This window comes from Burkholderia sp. Ac-20392, assembly GCF_017104585.1.
GTDB lineage: Bacteria > Pseudomonadota > Gammaproteobacteria > Burkholderiales > Burkholderiaceae > Burkholderia > Burkholderia lata.
Map to the genome: position 1 here is coordinate 22,318 of NZ_JAAGPB010000033.1, position 16,956 is coordinate 39,273.

The following is a 16,956-nucleotide window of genomic DNA, read 5'->3' on the forward strand; positions in this document are numbered from 1 at the left end:
TTCGGCACCTGCTCTCCCTCTTCCGGGCACTTCCCTCTTGGCTTGCCGCGTGATCGTTCGCGACGCACGCCGTGCGATGCCGTGCCGAACCGTGGCATCAACCGTGAGCCTTCACGCGTCGTTGCGACTCACTTGTGCACGAAGTGATCGACACGCATCGACATCAATCGGGCGTCGACTGGTGCGCAGGCCGCTACTTGATCCGTTCACCATTCAACCCTCGCGGATCGAGCTGAAGACTCAACACGACGAGCCAGCGCTTCGGGCATTGCGGCGCGATGTCGGCCGGATCGCCGTGCGCGCCGGGCACGGTGACGAATCCGTGTTGAGCCGCGTATTGATACGCGCGCAACGCATCCGCCTGCAGCCAGAAGCTGACGAGCGCGCACGTGACGAAGCGGAACAGCAGCACCGTCGCGGCGTCCGGCGCGAAGCCGGCCATCATCAACAGGCCTTCGAACGCGAACGCCAGCGCTTGGGCGACCGCAATCGTGAGAATCGTCAGTTTCAACACACCGCGCAGTCGCCGCGCCGCGCGCACGCGTGCCTGCCGGACGTCGAGCCGGGTGTGATCGTCGCCGCCATCGCGCTTCGGCATATCGTGCTTCATGAAGCGGCACCGACTTGCCGAATGACGTCGAACTGCGTCGTATCGCCGGCAACGATACGACCGCTCGCGACGCTGACGGATTTGCACAGGATCGTGCTGTCGTAGTTGTGTCCCGGAAAGCGCATCACGTCGACCGGTTGAAATCCTTCACGGCGATAGAAATCGATGAGCCGGATCGCCGCATACGGTGCGTCGAGTGCGAGGTGCGTCGCACCGCGCGCGGCGGCCCGCCGTTGCGCGAACGCGAGCAGCGAACGGCCGATGCCGCGATCCTGCCAGACGGGATCGACGGCCAGTTGGCCGAGTGTCGCCACGTGCCGGCTGCGGTACGGGTCGCAGCGGGAATCGGGATCGTGCGAACGCATCGTCATCGTCGCGACCAGGTGTGCATTGCCGAGCGCGACGAAGCACTCGCCGGTGAGCACGCGTTCGCGTGTCGCCGAGGCCGGCTGATCGACGCCCGGGCAGTTGAAGCCCAATGCGCCGAGCGGCGCGAACGCGCGATGCAGCAGCGCGGTCAACGTGTCGTACGAATCGTTGCGCGGGTCAAAGCGCCGCACGACGACGCGGCCGTCGAGCCGCTTCGCATAAGCCGCATAGGCGCGCGCGGGGCGCGCGGATTCCGGTCGCTGCATGATGTCCTTTCGCCCAGACAGGGTGACCGAAGTGTAGTGAGCGTCGCGCGTCCGCTTCAAGAAAAAATGTCGTAAACGCGGCGGGCTGCGTCGCGCGGCCAGGCCGCGATTCAGCCCTCTCGCCGACAGGGCTTTTTCACGCGGGTGTTGACGGTGGAGAACGATCGTTCTACCGTAAACCCATGAACACACCTCACGACCCTTCCGGCGAACCGGGCGTGCGCGACCGGCTGCTCGATGCAGCCGAAGCGCTGATCTATTCGGGCGGCATCCACGCAACCGGCGTCGATGCGATCGTCAAGCGATCCGGCGCGGCCCGCAAGAGCTTTTATTCGCATTTCGAATCGAAAGAGGCGCTGGTCGTGGCCGCGCTCCAACGTCGCGACGAGCGCTGGATGCGCTGGTTCGTCGATGCAACGCTGGCGCGCGGCAAGGCGCCGCGCGTGCAGTTGCTCGGCATGTTCGACGTGCTGCGTGACTGGTTCGGGCAGCCCGATTTTCACGGCTGCGCGTTCCTGAACGCATCGGGTGAGATTCCCGACGCGGATGACCCCGTGCGCGTCGTCGCGCGTGAGCACAAGGCACGCCTGCTGGCATTCGTACGCGAGCGGTTCGATGCGTATGCCGACGAAGCCGGCATCGAACGCCGCGGGCTCGCACGCCTGGCGCGCCAGTGGCTCGTGCTGATCGACGGCGCAATCGGTGTGGCGCTCGTCAGCGGCGATGCAAACGCCGCGCGCGATGCGCGCGCGACGGCCGAACTGCTGCTCGACGCGGTATCGCGGTAGTCGACGCAGCGAATCCGAACCGGCCGCGGTGGTCCGCGGCCACAACCTGAACAGGAGCAACCCATGTCCGCTTCCCCCGAAGTCCGTCCGCCCGTTCCGCCCTTCACGCTCGAAACGGCACGCCAGAAGGTGCGCGCCGCCGAGGACGGGTGGAACACGCGCGACCCGCAGCGCGTGTCGCTTGCCTATACGCCGCAAAGCCGATGGCGCAACCGTGCGGAATTCGTGACCGGCCGCGACGAGATCGTCGGGCTGCTGCAGCGCAAGTGGGCGCGCGAGCTCGACTACCGGCTGATCAAGGAGCTGTGGGCGTTCGACGGCAATCGCATCGCGGTGCGCTTCGCCTACGAATGGCACGACGACGCCGGCAACTGGTTCCGTTCGTACGGCAACGAAAACTGGGAGTTCGACGAAAACGGGTTGATGGCGCATCGTCACGCGAGCATCAACGACCTGCCGATTCGCGAGCAGGATCGTCTCTATCACTGGCCGCTCGGCCGTCGTCCGGACGATCATCCGGGGCTGTCCGACCTCGGGCTGTGACGCGCGCGTCGACTCGACGGATCGACGAACGCATCACCGGGCTTCAACGGTGAGGAAATTCGGGAGTCGCTGCGTCGAAGGTGAGGTTTTTCGGGACGAGGTGAAATGTCGCGTCGGACTATGTGCTGTGAGCCGTTCGACGCGGCATCGTGCCGGGCACAGTGGACAAGCCGCACACGTCGGCATTGAGTGATGCCTGCCCGGGCGGGCATGCAACGGTGTGCTTCACCGCGTGATGCATCTCACCGATCGCACAGGGCCGAGAGTGGATTGACGATCGGTGTGCGCGCGCGTGATGTGCAACTCACCGATCGGGTCGACGTCGACGACGGATAGCAGGAGCCGTGCGCGTTGCGATGCGACGTTGCTCACCGCCCGACTTCACGAGGCACGCATAAGAATTCAGACAAGTGCGCAAACGCATTGCGTGTCGCTCACCGCTCACCGCACGCGGATTCGTGCCCCCACTACCCGGCGCGTGCGAACGCGCCGGGCGTGATCGTCAGCCTGCGATTCGCGCGGCGATCGCCTCACCCACTTCCTGCGTCCCCGCGTTGCCGCCGAGATCGCGCGTATGCGGCCCCGTGCGCAGCACGTCCTCGATCGCCGCGACGATCGCATCGTGCGCTTCGCGTTCGCGGCCCGCGCCGTTGCCGAGGAAGTCGAGCATCAAGGCTGCCGACCAGATCATCGCGACCGGATTCGCGATGTACTGCCCCGCGATGTCGGGCGCGGAGCCGTGCACGGGTTCGAACAGCGACGGAAACTTGCGGTCGGGGTTCAGGTTCGCCGACGGCGCGATGCCGATCGTGCCCGTACAGGCCGGCCCGAGATCCGACAGGATGTCGCCGAACAGGTTGGACGCGACGACGACGTCGAAACGGTCCGGCTGCAGCACGAAGCGCGCACACAGGATGTCGATGTGCTGCTTGTCGACGGCGATGTCGGGATAGCGTTCGGCCATCTCGGCCGTGCGCGCGTCCCACCACGGCATGCTGATCGCGATGCCGTTGCTCTTCGTCGCGACGGTGAGGCGCTTCGCGCGTCGCTGCGCGAGGTCGAACGCGAATTTCAGCACGCGCTCGGTGCCGTGACGCGTGAAGATCGACTGCTGCATCACGATCTCGCGATCGGTGCCTTCGAACATCGTGCCGCCGACTGACGAATATTCGCCCTCGGTGTTCTCGCGCACGATCATGAAGTCGATGTCGCCCGCGCGCCGGCCGGCGAGCGGCGACGGCACGCCGTCGAACAGGCGTGCGGGCCGCAAGTTGATGTACTGGTCGAATTCGCGGCGGAATTTCAGCAGCGAACCCCACAGCGAAATGTGATCGGGCACCGTCGCCGGCCAGCCGACCGCGCCGAACAGGATCGCGTCCATGCCCGACAACTGCGCCTTCCAGTCGTCCGGCATCATCTTGCCGTGCTGCGCGTAGTAGTCACAGCTTGCCCAGTCGATCTGGACGAAGTCGAAGCGGACGCCGAAGCGCGCGGTCACGGCATCGAGTGCGCGCAGGCCCTCGGGCATCACTTCACGGCCGATGCCGTCGCCGGGGATCACGGCAATCTTGTAAGTCCTGTCGGTCATGCAAAGCTCCTTGGCGGGTAGGCCGGCCGCGGTGAGAGGCAGCGGCACGTCACGCCATTCTATTTATTTCCATCCGGATTAAAATCGCGCGAAAGGTTAATCGACTTTCCACGAATCGTGAATAAATCGCCGAATCTCGACGACCTGCGCGTGTTCAGCCTGGTCGTCCGCCTGACCAGCTTCAGCGCGGCCGCCGAGCAGCTCGCGGTGTCGCCCGCCTATGTCAGCAAGCGCATCGCGTTGCTCGAGGCGCAGCTCGGCACGCGCTTGCTGCATCGCTCGACGCGCCGCGTAACGGTCACGGAAGCCGGCGAACGCGTGTACGCGCGCGCCGAGAAGATCCTCGACGACGTCGATCATCTCGTCGAGGACGTATCGACCACGCGCACGGTGCCGCGCGGCACGCTGCGCATCTCGAGCAGCTTCGGCTTCGGTCGGCACATCGTCGCGCCGGCGCTGCTCGACTTCACCGCGCGTTATCCACAGCTGAATGTGCGGCTCGATCTGTTCGACCGGCTCGTCGATGTCGCGGGCGAAGGCTACGATCTCGACGTGCGCATCGGCGACGAGATCGCCGATCACCTGATCGCGCGCCGCCTCGCCGCGAACTACCGCGTGCTGTGTGCATCGCCCGACTATCTCGCACGGCGCGGCACGCCGCGTTCGCTCGCGGATCTCGCGTCGCACGACTGTCTTGCGATCAAGGAGCGCGATCACCCGTTCGGCGTGTGGCGGCTGAACGTGCGCGGCGAAACGGCAACGGTGAAGGTCGGCGGCGCGCTGTCGACGAACCATGGCGAAGTGGCGGTGCAGTGGGCACTGGCCGGGCGCGGAATCGTGTTGCGCTCGATTTGGGAAGCCGCGCCGCTGATCGAACGCGGCGCACTGTGTCGCGTGTTGCCGGACGCAATCCAGCCCGCGAACATCTGGGCCGTGTATCCGGAGCGCGTCGCGGCGTCGGCGAAAGTGCGCGTCTGTGTGGATTTTCTGGTGGAGACGCTGGCCGGCTTGAACACCGCAGCGGGTGACGAAACGGCCTGAAACCGGCTAAAGGTGAGCTTTTACGGGGGGCTGTGCGGAACGTCGGCAGGCACCCGTTTCCGGCTCGCGATCGCGTCGCGAGCCGGTCGCGTCCACCTTGCACCGACGCATTGGCGGCCGCAATGTGCAGGGCCGGCCGACGGATGGTGCTCGCACGAGGCTTATGCCGCTTTCGCCACGTCTGCCGCGCCGAGCATCAGGTCGAGATTCTGCACCGCTGCGCCGGATGCCCCTTTGCCGAGATTGTCGAACACGGCAGACAGCAGCACCTGGCCGTGCTCGGCGTTGACGAATATGCCGAGCCGCAGGTCATTGGTGCCGTTCAGCGCTTGCGGATCCAGATGCGTGATCGCTTGCGTATCCGCGAGCGGCGTGACGTCGACGTGACGCGCGGCGGCGTAATGGTGCGCAAGACACGCATGCAACTGCTCACCGGTCACGCCGGCAGGGAGCAGGCGCAACTCGATCGGCACGGTGAGCACGATGCCTTGCCGATAGGCACCGTAGGCCGGCACGAACATCGGGCGATTCGTCAGACCGGCATGCTGCTGGATCTCGGGCACATGCTTGTGCGCGAGTGCGAGGCCATAGACCTGCAGCGGTTTCGCTTGCGCAGCGTCGCCCGACTCGAATGCGTCGACGGCAGCCCGTCCGCCGCCCGAGTACCCGGAGACGGCATGGATGCTCACCGGGTAGTCGCGCGGCAGCAGGCCGGCCTGTTGCAGGGGCCGCAGCAGCGCGATCGCGCCGGTCGGGTAGCAGCCCGGATTGGTGACGCGCCGCGCTTGCGCAATCGTCTGCGCGTGGCCGTTCGCCATTTCGGGAAAGCCGTAGACCCAATCCGGCTGCGTGCGATGGGCCGAACTTGCATCGATCACGCGTACCGCCGGATTCCGGATGAAGCCGACCGCTTCGCGCGCGGCCGCATCGGGCAGGCACAGGATCGCGATATCGGTTGCGTTGATCGCTTCGGCGCGCCGCACGGGATCCTTGCGCTCGTCATCCGGCAGCGTGACGAGCTGCAGGTCGGTACGTCCGCGCAGGCGTTCGTGGATCAGCAATCCGGTCGTGCCTTGATCGCCGTCGATGTAGACAGTGGGCTGGCTCATGAGGGTCGCGTTCCTTCGGTTCGGTCGTCGGGAAAACCGTATCGTCCGCCGAACACCTAGAATAGGAAAAGTTGAATTTACTGACTGCCAGATTCAGTTTTCTTGAACGAGAGGTAGGGAATGCGCGAAATCAGCCTGGACCGCCTGCGCACGCTGGTCGCCATCGCCGACCACGGGTCTTTCGTCGCGGCGGCGCAATGGCTTCATCTCGCGCCGCCGACCGTCAGTCTTCACATCGCCGAACTGGAAAGCCGCATCGGCGCGCCGTTGCTGTCCCGCACGCGCGGAAACGTGCGGCCGTCGCCTATCGGAGAAGTGCTGGTGGAACGCGCGCGGCGCCTGCTGGCCGAGGTCGAATCCACGCTGGACGATGTGCAGCGGCAGGTGCAGGGGCTGGCCGGGCGCGTACGCCTCGGCGCATCGACCGGCGCGATCGCGCACCTGTTGCCGCAGGCGGTGGCCCGGTTGCGCGAGCAGCATCCGGACATCGATGTCCAGATCGCGGTGCTCACGTCGCACGACACGCTGGCGCGCATTGCGCAGGGCACGCTCGATATCGGACTGGTGGCGCTGCCGCAGACGGCGGTCGCGGGGTTGTCGATCCGCGCGTGGCGGCGCGACCCGGTGATGGCGTTTCTGCCGGCGGACTGGCCGCTCCCGGCGCGCGTCACGCCCGGCTATCTGGCCGCCCGCCCGCTGATACTCAACGATGCGACTACGCGCCTGTCGCGGCTCACGACGGAGTGGTTCGCGCTCGGCGGCCACCGGCCGGAACCGCGGATCGAACTCAACTACAACGATGCGATCAAGAGCCTGGTCGCGGCGGGTTACGGCGCGACGCTGCTGCCGCATGAAGCCGGTGCCCCGCTACCCGATGCACGCATCGTCATGCGGGCGTTGCGCCCGGCGTTGTGGCGGGAACTGGGTATCGCGCATCGGGCGGGGCCGGTCGAGCGGGCGACGCAGCACGTGCTCGATGCGTTGTGGGCGCTGAAGGCCCGCTAGCGCGTGGAATGCGGGACAGCCGGCGCGGCGGTTCGTGCCGGGCACACAGGTGCATCCGCCGCGCGCCGTTTCAGAGCCGGTTGTCCTTCGCGAGCGTCAGCACGCGTGCCCAGCGCTGCGCGTCGCGCTTGTCCATCATCGGCAGCTTCCACTCGCTGCGCACGGCATCGCGCACGTGCACGACGAGATGCCAGCGGCCGCCGATCGGCGCGGCCTGACAGCCGTCGAGTTGCGACAGCGTATAGCGGCCGTCCGCGCCGTCGTGCGTCAGCCACAGCAGCCCCTGCGTTGCCGACACACGCAGCTCGCCCCATGCGCGATGCACGATGTGGGTCCAGCCTTCTTCCTTCGTATTCGGTGCGATGTCGCGGCGGCGCTTGATCCACCACGCGATCAGCGCGATCAGGATCGCGGCGGCGAGCACGGCGGCCGCGATCGCGACCGGCTGGCCGAACTGCGCGGCGATGACGTGAAACAGGTGAACCGCGCCCCATCCGAGAGCGATGAGCGCGAAGAGTGCGATGAAAATCGGCATGTCTGATCGGAGAAGAGGACGGACCGGCGCATGCGTCGCGCCGATCCGTCGCGCACGGCATTACCGTTTGCGGTGGATGTCGTGCGTCACGAAGCCCGAGTCGTTGTTGGGCAGCGCGAGGCCGTCCTTGACCGCGAGCGTCTTGCGGATGTCGTCGAGACCCGCGGACCAGTGGTCACGCATCGTCGACAGACCGAACTGATAGTCCTTGTAGTGATGCTCGTACGCCTTCTGCTGGTAGATCAGGTGCTGGATGTTGTACTTCTTGCTGCACGACATCGCATCGGCTTCGACACACCACGGATCCGCCTTGCGCTGCTCTTCCGGCACCTGGTCGAGCACGTGGCGCAGCACATTGCGGTAGCGTTGTTCGCGCTGCAGCGTGTCGGTGACGAAACGCGTGCGGCTCGAATACTGCACGTCCTTCGTGCGCTCGGCGACGTCGGCCATCGAGCGCGGCAGCGGCCCGCGCGCGCTCCACAGATCGACCTGGAACGCGAGCGTGTCGCGGCGCGGCCGGGCGCGCAGCACTTCCATCAGCGGCGTATTCGACACGACGCCGCCGTCCCAGTAGTACTCGCCTTCGATCTCGACCGGCGGGAACGCGGGCGGCAGCGCGCCGGACGCCATGAAGTGCTCGGGCGCGAGGCGGGTGCGCGTGTTGTCGAAGTACACGAAGTTGCCGGTGCCGACGTTGACCGCACCGACCGATACGCGCGTCTCGCCCGAGTTGATCCGGTCGAAATCGCACAGCTTCAGCAGCGTCGCGCGCAGTTGCGACGTGTCGTACCAGCTGATCTTCTCCGGATGATCGGACACGCCCGGCACCGGCGGCGGAAAGCGCGGTACGAAGAATCCCTGCTGGCCCTGCATCATCGCGCTCGCCGCTTGCGACGCGGTGAAGAACGTACGGATCTGGTCGATGCTGTTGAACAGCGCGAATTCGAATGCGGCCGGAACCGTCGGGAAGAACGCCGGCTTGCAGATCGTTTCCCAGAACTCGCGCAGCCGCTCGACGCGATGCTCGGGCGCATTGCCTGCGATCAGCGCGGTGTTGAGCGCGCCGATCGAGATGCCCGCGATCCAGTCGAGCGGAATGCCCGCCTCGTGCAGCCCTTCGAACACGCCGGCCTGGTACGCGCCGAGCGCGCCGCCGCCTTGCAGCACGAGCGCGATCGTCTCGTACGGTAGCGTGCGCGCGGCGGCCGGTGCGCCGACCTCGTGATGCAGGTCCGCCGCATCGACGGCCTGTTTTTCTGTTCGGGCGTGCGGTTTCATCAGTTCTCCGAGAGATCCCGCCATTCATGGCGGAGACGGATGGCGCGACGTCGACGGACGGCACGCCATCGTGAGTAGTGAGAATAGGCGGTGATGCGGGAATCGCCTCCCTTCAGGGAGGCGGGGACGTTATTGCATGAACCAGCCGTGGCTGACGATGAACGACTGGCCCGTGAGCGCGGCGCTCGGGAAGGCCGACAGGAACAGCACCGTCTGCGCGACGTCCTGGACGGTCGTGAACACGCCGTCGACCGTATTGCCGAGCATCACCTTCTTCACCACTTCGTCTTCGCTGATGCCGAGTTCCTTCGCCTGCTCCGGAATCTGCTTGTCGACCAGCGGCGTACGCACGAAGCCCGGACACACGACGTGCGAGCGCACGTTGTGCTTCGCGCCTTCCTTCGCCAGCACGCGCGCCAGACCGAGCAGGCCGTGCTTGGCCGTCACGTACGCCGACTTCAGCGGCGACGCTTCGTGCGAGTGCACCGAGCCCATGTAGATCACGACACCGCCGCGATCGTCCTTGTACATGTGCTTGAGCGCGGCCTTGGTCGTCAGGAACGCGCCGTCGACGTGGATCGCCTGCATCTTCTTCCAGTCGGAGAACGAGTAGTTCTCGATCGGGTTGACGATCTGGATGCCCGCGTTCGACACGAGGATGTCGACCGAGCCGAACGTCTCGGCCACCTTGTCGATACCGCTGTTCACGGCTTCCTCGTTCGTCACGTCCATCGCGACGCCGATCGCCTTGCCGCCCGCCTTGACGATCTCGTCGGCAACGGCGTTCGCGCCGTCCTGGTTCAGGTCGGCGATCGCGACGGCCGCGCCCGCCTTCGCGAGCTCGAGTGCGATTTCCTTGCCGATGCCGCTCGCGGCGCCCGTGACGACTGCGGTCTTGCCATTCAGGTTACTCATGTTCGAATTCCCGTGGTGAAAGGATTGACAGGGAGAAAGGACTGCGGACGTGTTACTGAGCCAGGTAATCGTAGACGACTTCGCCGAGGCCCAGTGTCAAATCTGCGACCAGGTGGCGGGCTTCGACGATTTCGAGCACGGGCAGATCGGCCACGGGCGCGAGTGCGTGCGGCGCCAGCTCGAGCGATGCGGGGCCCGTCCATGCGCCCTTCATCTTGATGTCCTGCATGTAGTAGCGCACGAGTTCGCAGACGCGCGCGGTGCCGTCGACGTGCGGGATGATCTTCAGCAGGAAATTGGGGCCGGCGAGACGCTTGGTCTGCTCGTCGATGTCGAGCTCCTTGTGCTTGTAGCCCATCGTGCCGGTGGCGACGCGCACCTTGCCGTAGTCGAGCGTGCCGAGGATGTGGTCGGTGTTCACGTGCAGCGTGGGCGACGCGAGCTTCTTCGGGAAGCCCCACAGCTCGCGGCCGCCGGCGATCGGCGGGTGATCGTCGAGATACATCGCGAGCGTATAGCCGCCCGGCTGGCCGTTGTACTCGACGGGAATCACCTGACCGCTTTCGGTGTAGTCGCCGAAGCCGGTCGAATCGGCCATGCGAATGAATTCGTAATGCACGAGCGGCTCGGTGACCTGCAGCGGCTCGGGGACGATTTCGCGGAGGCGGTCCGGATCGGTGCGATACGTGATGATCAGAAACTCACGATCGACGAAACGGTAAGGGCCCATCGGGAAGGCAGGGCTGGTCAACGGCATCGCAAACGCTTTCGATCGGACATCGCTGGGTTTCATGCGGACTCCTTGTTGTTGATCGCTTCGTGGGTGAGTGCTCGTAAGCTCGTAATGCTATGCCTGTGCGTTACCGTTGTGCGATGCCGCATTTGGAATTAATTGTTGCCGATTTCGAAGCATTCGCAGCCTAAATATTGAGATGAATGACGGAAACGGCGTGGACGGCACCCGGCGTCCCGATGTTTGCACACGTCGATGACGTCACGATGTGAAAAAGGTGAGTCTTTACGGGATGCAGGGTGAGCCTTTTCGGGAGACGGTCGCGCGGGAATGTGACAATTTCGTGAACTTGTGTTGCAGTGCAGGCTCTAAGTGCGTTCGCTGCGGCGGGCTTCGTCGCGCGCGGCCGCCCATTAAGCATCGCTTAAGCGGGTGCGCCTTAGCATCGTTCGTATCAGGCCGGGCAACCGGCCGATTTTTTACGCCCCACGCAACCGGATTCATGCAGACCCTCAATCTCACCCTCTTTTCCGCCATCAACGCCGGGGTTGCACCGCAGCCGGGCGTTGCCCGCCTCGCCATCTTCGCCGCCGACTGGCTCGTCTATGCGTTGCCCGCGATGCTGCTGCTGACCTGGATCTTCGGCGCGCGCCCGACGCGGCGCCAGGCGATCGAAGCTGGCGTCGGCGTGTGCGTGGCGATCGTGCTCGCACAGGTCATCGGACATTTCTGGTTCTCGCCGCGCCCGTTCATGGCCGGCGTCGGCACGCAACTGATTCCGCACGCGCCGGACAGCTCGTTTCCGAGCGATCACATGACGTTCGCGTGGAGCATGGCGGTCGGGCTGATGCTCGGCGGCACGACCCGGCTCACCGGGTTCGTGATGGCCGCGATGGCCGCGGCGATTGCATGGGGACGTATCTATGCGGGCGTGCACTGGCCGTTCGACATGGCGGGCGGCGTGCTGGTCGGCACGGCCGGCGCGCTGGCCGCGCACCTGTACGGGCAACGCGTGACCGCGCTGCTCGAACGGTTCGGCGATTCGGTGCATGCAGTCGTGATGGGCCGCCGGCACGCGCCGTAAGCGGCAGGAGATCGGGCAGGACGCCGTCAGCCGGGCGTCTTGGCCGATTCGGCCGAGGCGGACGGGCCGCCGCCCGCATCGTGCAGTTCAGGTGTATCGGCCGGGTGTTGCGCGGCGTCGCGGTCGAGTGCGCTTTCCTTCAGGATCGCGCACATCGCGACGAACAGCGCGAGTACCACCGCGGCAAGGCCGCAATAGCCGGCGATCTTCAGGTTGCGAAGGAACGGCGACGCGTGGCTTTCTTTTGTCATGACCGGGCGCTCCTGGGCGGGCTGCGGCGGCTGTCGCCCGACAGCGGCGTCGCTCCCACAGATATATACCAGTCGCGATAGCGGTGCCAAGCCCGCTGGTGCGCCGACGCCACGATTGTGACATCGGCCGGTCAACCTCGATCGGGTACCCCATTGCCGGGTACCCGCTCCCGTCAGTCTTCCAGCGTTTCGTGCACGGCCGCCGCGCCGCGCTTCCAGTAGGCCGCCGCGCGGATGCGCGACTTGTCGACGCCGCGCTCGCCGGTCAGGTGCTGGCGTACCGCGCGCATCGACAGCGCTTCGCCCGCTGCCCATACGTAGCCGTCGCCGGACGGCGGCAGCGGCAGGTCGCGCACGGCATGCAGCAGCACGTCGCCGTCCGCCGCGTCGGCTTCGGCGCGGAAGCGCCAGATTTCATGCACGTCGGCGCGCGTGTCGAACGCGATCTGCGCGGTGCGATCCGCGACTTCCATCACGACGGCCACGCGCGCACCGGCCGGCAATTCCTCGAGACGCCGCGCGACCGCCGGCAGCGCCGTATCGTCGCCGATCAGCAGGTGCCAGTCGAAACCGGTCGGGACGACGAACGAACCGCGCGGGCCGCCGATGCCGAGCCATTGGCCGACACGTGCCTGGGCGGCCCACTGCGACGCGGGGCCCGGGTGGTTCAGCACGAATTCCAGATCGAGTTCGCCGGCGGCGCGGTCGAAGCGGCGCGGCGTGAAGTCGCGCGCGACCGGCTTCGGTTCGCCTTCCGGAAACTCGGGACCGTTCGCGCCGAGCGTCGGCAGCACGGGCCGTTCAGCGCCGGGCGGCGGGAAAAATACCTTCACGTGATCGTCGAACGACGCGGATTCGAAATCCGCGAGATCGGGGCCGCCGAGCGTGACGCGCAGCAGGTGCGGCGTCACGGCGTGCACGCGCAGGACTTGCAGCAAGCGGAACTTGAGGGTGTGGCGCACGCGGGTCACGGTGCGGTCGGATGTGTTCTGCATCAATCCGTTCTCCTTAGGGTTGGACGGGGCGGCGCGCATCACGCGCCGGTGCCGCCTTCGATTTCGGCCGTCGCGCGGCGCATGATGGCCGCGATGCGGCGCTGTTCGTCGGCGTTGGCGGCGCTCTTGTGCAGCAGCGCGCGCTTGAGTGCGAGGCGCGCCTCGACGAACTCCGGCAGCCAGCCTGCTTGCGCGTCGTCCTGCGTTTCGTTGCCCGCCGATTCCCCTGCGAACGCACGGCGCATGAACTCCATCTTGCGCGCGAGGTGCGTGAGGCGGGCGAACAGCGTGTCGACGCGTTCGCGCTGGGTGTCGAGGTGGGCGCGGCCGGCGTCGGTCAGCGCATAGCGCTTGCGGTTGCCTTCCGCCTGCGACGCGACGAAGCCGACTTCCTCGAGATAGGTGAGCGCCGGATACACCATCCCGGGGCTCGGGCTGTAGAAACCGTTCGAACGCGTGTCGAGCGCCTTGATCAGCTCGTAGCCGTGGCTCGGTTGCTCGGCGACCAGCGCAAGCAACAGCAGCTGGAGATCGTCGGAGCTGAACTGGCGGCCGCGCGGCATGCCGTCGTCACCGAAATCGCCAAAGCCGCCGCGCCCGCCACGGCCACCGAACGGGCCGCCGCCAAACGGATCGTGGCCGCGACGGTGGCGACCGATCGCGTACCAGAGACCGGTGAACCAGTCAGGGCGGCCATGCGCGCCATGACCGTCGCATCGGGCATGGCCGCGGGAAGGGTTGTGTCGCATGATCGAGTCCTATATGTCGAAAAACATATCTAAAGATATATATCGAAAGATAGGTCGTCAAGGAGATTTATTGGGGCTGGATGGCGGGGTGGAGATGGGGCTGGCAGCTTGCTGCGGAGATTGCCGTCGATGCGTTCCATCGGGATCGTTGGCGAGTCGGTCACGACGATCGGACGGCCGACGCGTCGTCGGCTTCTGCAGCGTTTGCCAGCAATCGATCGTGACGCAGCGGCGTGCCGGCACGTATCAGGTTGCCGATGACACCGCGAAACCATGGCCGTGACGCACCTGAGCTTCGCAGTAATTCATGTAATGCAATATGCCAAAACACCGGGGATTATTATTTAAACGGATTGAACTATTTAATTTATTTTCTTTTGATCAAACAAAATTTCCGCGCGGGCAAAGGTATTTAATTTCACCCCGTCATTCAATGGGGTGCTTCTGCTTGGTTCAAGCCTGTCAAGGATCGCAGGGTAATTAAGATTTTCGACCCTTTATATCTGAGCCGAAGCTTCGTCGAAAATGTAAAGCATTGCAATATCAAAGCGGGATTTGAGCATTTCGATTGCGACGCATGATTTTGTTTGGCAGGATTTTCATCAAGTTGCTCGATTTAAAAAAATAAAACAGTCAGCCATTCAATTAGCCGAAATAACACGCGCCGGATGGGCAACGATTCGAAAGGAAGCTGACGAAGGAACTGGTAACGAGGCGGCGAACGGTCGACATCGTTCGCGATCATTGAATCAATCGCTTTGCCGGGCGTCGACGCGTCATTCGAGCGACCCGGGCGAATCCGATACGGGGCAGCCATGGCGATACTCAAGAACGATTCTTCCGGGGAAGCGTGCCTGCTCCGTGCGTATCACGTGTTCGGTCGCGATACCGCGCGCTGCGATACGGTCATCCGCGACGCGTCGGTATCCCGTGTCCATGCCCATATTCGCTGGGTCGGCGGGCTATGGGAACTCCACGATCACAGCAGCAACGGCACGTCGGTATCGGGCGTGCCGTTGCGCGACGGCGAGCACGCGGTGCTGCAGCGGGGCGACGTCATCCGGTTCGGCAGGACGGGCGTCGCTCCCTGGCGCGTCGATGCGCTCGACGATCCGGCCGATACGCTGTGGCCGGTACGGGGCTCTGCCCATCCGATCGTGCTCACGCCGCGCCAGATCCTGGCTGCCCACGCCGCGCAGCCGGTCACGATCGTCCAGTCGCCGGCCGGGGAATGGCTGTGCGACGACACGTTGCCGCCGCGCGCGCTCCATGACGGCGATGAAGTGTCGACGGGCGACTTCACGTGGCGCGTGGCGCTCGTGCGCCATGGTTCGACCATGACGCTGCGCGCGCCTGCCGATCCGGCCGCGCCGGCCCGATTGCTCGAATTCTTCGTCAGCCGGGACGAAGAGCATGCGCGTGCGCTGCTGCACATTCGCGGCGGCGTGGTCGACCTCGGCGAGCGCGCCCATCACTACAGCCTCGTCACCCTTGCCCGCGCACGCTCGACCGACATGCAGGCCGGCTACGACGCCGCCACGCAAGGCTGGATCGAACTCGACCGGCTGGCCCGCATGCTCGGTATCGATACGTCCCATCTCAACGTGCAGATTCATCGCGCCCGGAGCCAGTTCGCGGCGCTGCCGGGGCTGGACGCGAGCCAACTCGTCGAGCGGCGGCGCGGGAGTGTCCGCTTCGGCGATTTCCCGTTCCGCGTCATGCGCGGCGAGCGCCTCGAATGCCAGTCGGTGCCGGGCGTCGAGCCGCGCATCGGCATGCATCGCCCGGCGCCGGATCCGGTCGTCCATTGCTCGTGAACGCGGAACGACAGCCAGGGTTGCCGACCGCGACATGTGCACGCGGCGTGCCTCACGTGCGTGAATCGCAGCAGCCCGCCGTGCCTTTCGCGACGTTGGCCGGCAAGCGACATTACCGGCTCGGTGCGTTGCTCGGCGAAGGCGGCAGCGGCGTGGTGTTCCGCGCGACCTGCGATGAAACGGGGCAAGACGTCGCGATCAAGCTGATGCGGGACGATGTCGCGCGAACCGCAACCGAGCGCGCGCGCCAGCGCATGCGCTTCCGGCGCGAGACAGGCCTGTGCGAGGCGCTACGTCACCCGAACATCGTGGCGCTGCTGGACCAGGGTGAAGCGCCCGACGGGCGGCTGTTCGCCGTATTCGAGCGCGTGCAGGGCCGGACCCTGCGCGACCGGCTCGCGATGGAGGGGCCGCTGCCGGCCGTCGACACGGGACGGCTGATGACGGAGGTGCTCGATGCGCTCGCGGCTGCGCATCGCCGCGGCATCGTGCACCGGGATCTGAAGCCGCAAAACATCGTGATCGCGATGGCTGACGACGGGCCGCACGCGAAGCTACTCGATTTCGGGATCGGCGCATTGCTGCCCGGCACGGCGGATATCGCGCCCCAGGCCGCGACGCTCGCGGCCGAGGTGCTCGGCTCGCCGTCATATTGCGCGCCCGAGCAATTGCGCAACGAACCGCCGACGCCCGGAAGCGACCTGTATGCGTGGGGCCTGGTCGTGATCGAATGCCTGACGGGCGAAGTCGTGATGCAGGGCGCAAGCGTGGCCGACATTCTGTATCAGCAGCTCAGCCCGGTGGATGTCGCGCTGCCACCGTCGATCGCGTCGCATCCGCTCGGATCGGTGCTGCGGCACGCGTTGAGCAAGAATCCGGCGCAGCGTGCCGCGTCGGCCGACGAACTCGCGGCGCAGTTTCGCGCGCTCAATTTCGCCGCGCTGGTCGGCCCGTTCGATGCCGGCCGTGCAAGCCGGCGCACGCGGCCGCACGTGCTCACACCGCGCGGCGAGGCGATCGCAACCGCTGGCGAATACCGGCAAGTCACCACGCTGTGCTGTTGCGTGACGATCGCCGGAGACGGTCGGCAACGCCATGCGGGAACCGATCACGGCGCCCTGCTCGACCATTACGAGGCGCAATGGCTGACGAAGTGCGCGGATATCGCCGTCGGCTATGGCGCGCAGGTCGACGAGCGGCTCGGCGACACGTTGCTGCTCCATTTCGGCCTGCAAGGCGAAATCGACCGGCCCGCGCGCCGCGCGGCGCGTGCGGCACTC

18 protein-coding genes are annotated in these 16,956 nt (G+C 65.9%); 7 read left to right on the forward strand and 11 right to left on the reverse strand.

Annotated elements, in window-relative coordinates; genetic code table 11:
* Positions 1–193: 193 nt before the first annotated feature.
* Positions 194–610: a hypothetical protein gene (locus G3N99_RS07220; RefSeq protein WP_206122029.1), complete on the reverse strand. Its 417-nt coding sequence runs from the start codon at positions 608–610 to the stop codon at positions 194–196.
* Entirely contained in the window at positions 607–1,245 is a 639-nt protein-coding gene (locus G3N99_RS07225; protein WP_174940452.1) for a GNAT family N-acetyltransferase, read from the reverse strand. Before G3N99_RS07225 ends, G3N99_RS07220 begins: the two co-directional genes overlap by 4 nt.
* Before the next feature lie 182 nt (positions 1,246–1,427).
* Here G3N99_RS07225 and G3N99_RS07230 point away from each other — a divergent pair, with 182 nt between their 5' ends.
* The gene (locus G3N99_RS07230; RefSeq protein ID WP_206122030.1) at positions 1,428–2,033 is read left to right on the forward strand and encodes a TetR/AcrR family transcriptional regulator; all 606 of its coding nucleotides are present in this window, start codon (positions 1,428–1,430) and stop codon (positions 2,031–2,033) included.
* A gap of 63 nt (positions 2,034–2,096) precedes the next feature.
* Positions 2,097–2,576, forward strand: a complete 480-nt coding sequence (locus G3N99_RS07235; RefSeq protein ID WP_039344601.1) for a nuclear transport factor 2 family protein — start codon at positions 2,097–2,099, stop codon at positions 2,574–2,576.
* A gap of 502 nt (positions 2,577–3,078) precedes the next feature.
* Here the strand turns inward: G3N99_RS07235 and G3N99_RS07240 are convergent.
* Positions 3,079–4,164, reverse strand: a complete 1,086-nt coding sequence (locus tag G3N99_RS07240) for a tartrate dehydrogenase (protein ID WP_174940448.1) — start codon at positions 4,162–4,164, stop codon at positions 3,079–3,081.
* Between the two features lie 117 nt (positions 4,165–4,281).
* On the opposite strand from G3N99_RS07240, the gene G3N99_RS07245 reads away from it, so the two are divergent.
* On the forward strand, positions 4,282–5,205 hold the full coding sequence (locus tag G3N99_RS07245) for a LysR substrate-binding domain-containing protein (protein WP_174940446.1): 924 nt from the start codon (positions 4,282–4,284) through the stop codon (positions 5,203–5,205).
* A 161-nt stretch (positions 5,206–5,366) separates the two neighbouring features.
* Here the strand turns inward: G3N99_RS07245 and argC are convergent, their stop codons facing one another.
* Positions 5,367–6,314: an N-acetyl-gamma-glutamyl-phosphate reductase gene (argC, locus tag G3N99_RS07250; RefSeq protein WP_206122031.1), complete on the reverse strand. Its 948-nt coding sequence runs from the start codon at positions 6,312–6,314 to the stop codon at positions 5,367–5,369.
* Between the two features lie 120 nt (positions 6,315–6,434).
* Between argC and G3N99_RS07255 the strand changes: the two genes are divergently transcribed.
* Positions 6,435–7,319, forward strand: a complete 885-nt coding sequence (locus tag G3N99_RS07255; RefSeq protein WP_174940442.1) for a LysR family transcriptional regulator — start codon at positions 6,435–6,437, stop codon at positions 7,317–7,319.
* Between the two features lie 70 nt (positions 7,320–7,389).
* Here G3N99_RS07255 and G3N99_RS07260 read toward each other — a convergent pair whose 3' ends face one another.
* From G3N99_RS07260 to G3N99_RS07275, 4 genes are all read right to left on the reverse strand, one after another.
* A complete protein-coding gene (locus G3N99_RS07260) occupies positions 7,390–7,854 on the reverse strand; it encodes a hypothetical protein (protein ID WP_206122032.1) in 465 nt (154 codons plus the stop codon).
* 60 nt (positions 7,855–7,914) lie between these two features.
* Positions 7,915–9,132 carry a patatin-like phospholipase family protein gene (locus G3N99_RS07265; RefSeq protein ID WP_174940438.1) on the reverse strand — a complete coding sequence of 406 codons (1,218 nt, stop codon included), beginning with the start codon at positions 9,130–9,132 and terminating at the stop codon, positions 7,915–7,917.
* Between the two features lie 129 nt (positions 9,133–9,261).
* Positions 9,262–10,047, reverse strand: coding sequence for a 3-hydroxybutyrate dehydrogenase (locus G3N99_RS07270; RefSeq protein WP_166955754.1), 786 nt, complete (start codon positions 10,045–10,047; stop codon positions 9,262–9,264).
* A 52-nt stretch (positions 10,048–10,099) separates the two neighbouring features.
* Positions 10,100–10,840 carry an acetoacetate decarboxylase gene (locus G3N99_RS07275; protein ID WP_009687317.1) on the reverse strand — a complete coding sequence of 247 codons (741 nt, stop codon included), beginning with the start codon at positions 10,838–10,840 and terminating at the stop codon, positions 10,100–10,102.
* A gap of 442 nt (positions 10,841–11,282) precedes the next feature.
* Here G3N99_RS07275 and G3N99_RS07280 point away from each other — a divergent pair, with 442 nt between their 5' ends.
* On the forward strand, positions 11,283–11,864 hold the full coding sequence (locus G3N99_RS07280; RefSeq protein ID WP_174940434.1) for an undecaprenyl-diphosphatase: 582 nt from the start codon (positions 11,283–11,285) through the stop codon (positions 11,862–11,864).
* 26 nt (positions 11,865–11,890) lie between these two features.
* Here G3N99_RS07280 and G3N99_RS07285 read toward each other — a convergent pair whose 3' ends face one another.
* The 3 genes from G3N99_RS07285 to G3N99_RS07295 all read right to left on the reverse strand — a co-directional run bounded on the left by G3N99_RS07285 (position 11,891) and on the right by G3N99_RS07295 (position 13,859).
* The gene (locus tag G3N99_RS07285; RefSeq protein WP_089446765.1) at positions 11,891–12,115 is read right to left on the reverse strand and encodes a hypothetical protein; all 225 of its coding nucleotides are present in this window, start codon (positions 12,113–12,115) and stop codon (positions 11,891–11,893) included.
* Positions 12,116–12,288: 173 nt separating this feature from the next.
* Positions 12,289–13,110 (reverse strand): siderophore-interacting protein, encoded by an 822-nt coding sequence (locus tag G3N99_RS07290; protein WP_174942114.1) that lies wholly within the window; start codon positions 13,108–13,110, stop codon positions 12,289–12,291.
* A gap of 38 nt (positions 13,111–13,148) precedes the next feature.
* A complete protein-coding gene (locus tag G3N99_RS07295) occupies positions 13,149–13,859 on the reverse strand; it encodes a PadR family transcriptional regulator (protein WP_174940430.1) in 711 nt (236 codons plus the stop codon).
* Positions 13,860–14,674: 815 nt separating this feature from the next.
* On the opposite strand from G3N99_RS07295, the gene G3N99_RS07300 reads away from it, so the two are divergent.
* Both G3N99_RS07300 and G3N99_RS07305 read left to right on the forward strand, forming a co-directional pair.
* Positions 14,675–15,676 carry an FHA domain-containing protein gene (locus G3N99_RS07300; protein WP_174940426.1) on the forward strand — a complete coding sequence of 334 codons (1,002 nt, stop codon included), beginning with the start codon at positions 14,675–14,677 and terminating at the stop codon, positions 15,674–15,676.
* 47 nt (positions 15,677–15,723) lie between these two features.
* Positions 15,724–16,956: protein kinase (locus G3N99_RS07305; RefSeq protein ID WP_346778477.1), on the forward strand; the 1,233-nt coding region annotated here is incomplete at its 3' end.

What these genes read in the sequence shown, in the direction of transcription:
- G3N99_RS07290 (WP_174942114.1), bottom strand. Translation starts at nt 13,110, where the DNA reads ATGCAGAACACATCCGACCGCACCGTGACCCGCGTGCGCCACACCCTC.
- G3N99_RS07235 (WP_039344601.1), top strand. Translation starts at nt 2,097, where the DNA reads ATGTCCGCTTCCCCCGAAGTCCGTCCGCCCGTTCCGCCCTTCACGCTC.
- G3N99_RS07280 (WP_174940434.1), top strand. Translation starts at nt 11,283, where the DNA reads ATGCAGACCCTCAATCTCACCCTCTTTTCCGCCATCAACGCCGGGGTT.
- G3N99_RS07300 (WP_174940426.1), top strand. Translation starts at nt 14,675, where the DNA reads ATGGCGATACTCAAGAACGATTCTTCCGGGGAAGCGTGCCTGCTCCGT.
- G3N99_RS07260 (WP_206122032.1), bottom strand. Translation starts at nt 7,854, where the DNA reads ATGCCGATTTTCATCGCACTCTTCGCGCTCATCGCTCTCGGATGGGGC.
- G3N99_RS07220 (WP_206122029.1), bottom strand. Translation starts at nt 610, where the DNA reads ATGAAGCACGATATGCCGAAGCGCGATGGCGGCGACGATCACACCCGG.
- G3N99_RS07225 (WP_174940452.1), bottom strand. Translation starts at nt 1,245, where the DNA reads ATGCAGCGACCGGAATCCGCGCGCCCCGCGCGCGCCTATGCGGCTTAT.
- G3N99_RS07275 (WP_009687317.1), bottom strand. Translation starts at nt 10,840, where the DNA reads ATGAAACCCAGCGATGTCCGATCGAAAGCGTTTGCGATGCCGTTGACC.
- argC (WP_206122031.1), bottom strand. Translation starts at nt 6,314, where the DNA reads ATGAGCCAGCCCACTGTCTACATCGACGGCGATCAAGGCACGACCGGA.
- G3N99_RS07230 (WP_206122030.1), top strand. Translation starts at nt 1,428, where the DNA reads ATGAACACACCTCACGACCCTTCCGGCGAACCGGGCGTGCGCGACCGG.
- G3N99_RS07255 (WP_174940442.1), top strand. Translation starts at nt 6,435, where the DNA reads ATGCGCGAAATCAGCCTGGACCGCCTGCGCACGCTGGTCGCCATCGCC.
- G3N99_RS07240 (WP_174940448.1), bottom strand. Translation starts at nt 4,164, where the DNA reads ATGACCGACAGGACTTACAAGATTGCCGTGATCCCCGGCGACGGCATC.
- G3N99_RS07285 (WP_089446765.1), bottom strand. Translation starts at nt 12,115, where the DNA reads ATGACAAAAGAAAGCCACGCGTCGCCGTTCCTTCGCAACCTGAAGATC.
- G3N99_RS07265 (WP_174940438.1), bottom strand. Translation starts at nt 9,132, where the DNA reads ATGAAACCGCACGCCCGAACAGAAAAACAGGCCGTCGATGCGGCGGAC.
- G3N99_RS07270 (WP_166955754.1), bottom strand. Translation starts at nt 10,047, where the DNA reads ATGAGTAACCTGAATGGCAAGACCGCAGTCGTCACGGGCGCCGCGAGC.
- G3N99_RS07295 (WP_174940430.1), bottom strand. Translation starts at nt 13,859, where the DNA reads ATGCGACACAACCCTTCCCGCGGCCATGCCCGATGCGACGGTCATGGC.